This is a genomic window from Paracoccus sp. (in: a-proteobacteria), from assembly GCF_030536915.1.
GTDB lineage: Bacteria > Pseudomonadota > Alphaproteobacteria > Rhodobacterales > Rhodobacteraceae > Paracoccus.
This window is the reverse complement of sequence record NZ_JAUNPC010000184.1, coordinates 1-1,026: the sequence shown is the minus strand read 5'-3', so window position 1 is coordinate 1,026 and position 1,026 is coordinate 1. Positions and strand designations below refer to the sequence as shown.

General features: G+C 70.3%; 1 protein-coding gene. It reads left to right on the top strand.

The genetic code is table 11. From position 1 onward, the window contains the following. Window positions 1–187: 187 nt before the first annotated feature. On the top strand, window positions 188–1,026 hold an 839-nt coding region (gene dapF / locus Q4F04_RS15505; RefSeq protein ID WP_303370687.1), incomplete at its 3' end, for a diaminopimelate epimerase.

Genomic DNA, 1,026 nt, shown 5'->3' with positions numbered 1-1,026 from the left:
TCAACAGCCGACCGCCGAGTCAGGGGGGAGCACGCGATGACCATCGACGGCGCCAGTACACCCTCGGAGCGAACCTGTGCGCCGTGCTCGGGATGCTCTTCGCCCTCCCGCCGCTCGCCTTTGTCCTCATCCGGCTCCTGACACCCGCCGGTTGATCCCTGCATCCCCGCCACGAGGAAGCCCTACGATGACCAATCCACTCGCTGCTCTGGCCGGACGTCGCCTCACGAAAGGACACGGGACCGCCAATGATTTCCTGCTGCTGAACGACCCGGACGCCGAGGTCGACCTCAGCGCCGCGGCCATCGCGGCACTATGTGACCGGCGCCGAGGGTTCGGCGCGGACGGGCTGATCCGCGTGGCCCGCACCGAGGCCCTCGCGCGGGCCGGGATGCTGGACGCGACCCCGGACCCGGATCAGCCGCAGTGGTTCATGGACTATCGCAACGCCGATGGTTCACCGGCGCAGATGTGCGGCAACGGCATTCGCGTCTTCGTGCACTATCTGCGGCTGCAGGGGCTCATCGACCTCCCCGAGGGAGCCTCCATCGCCATCGCCACGCGCGCGGGAGAGCGCACCATCACGCGCCATGCGGAGCTGTACACGGTGGACATGGGTCGCTGGCAGATCCCCGGTGGCGAGGAGGCTATCGCCCGCGGCGCGGATGCACTGGTGACCACCGCGGGCCTGGACCAGCCGCGCGCAGCCCTGAACGTCGACCTGGGCAACCCCCACACCGTGGTGGCCCTGGCTGAGGAGGAGGAGTTGGCCGCGGCCCAGCTTGCCCGGATTCCGCTCGTGCAGCCCGCACCCCCGCAGGGCACCAACGTCGAGTATGTGGTGCCGCTGGGGGAGGAGGACGTCGCTGGGGTGACCGTGGGAACGGTGCGGATGCGCGTCCATGAGCGCGGCGTCGGTGACACCGTCAGCTGTGGCACCGGGTGCTGCGCGGCAGCGCTCGCCGTTCGGGCATGGGGTGGGCAGGACGCCCCCGATGTGTGGCGCGTTCTCGTCCCCGGCGGAGA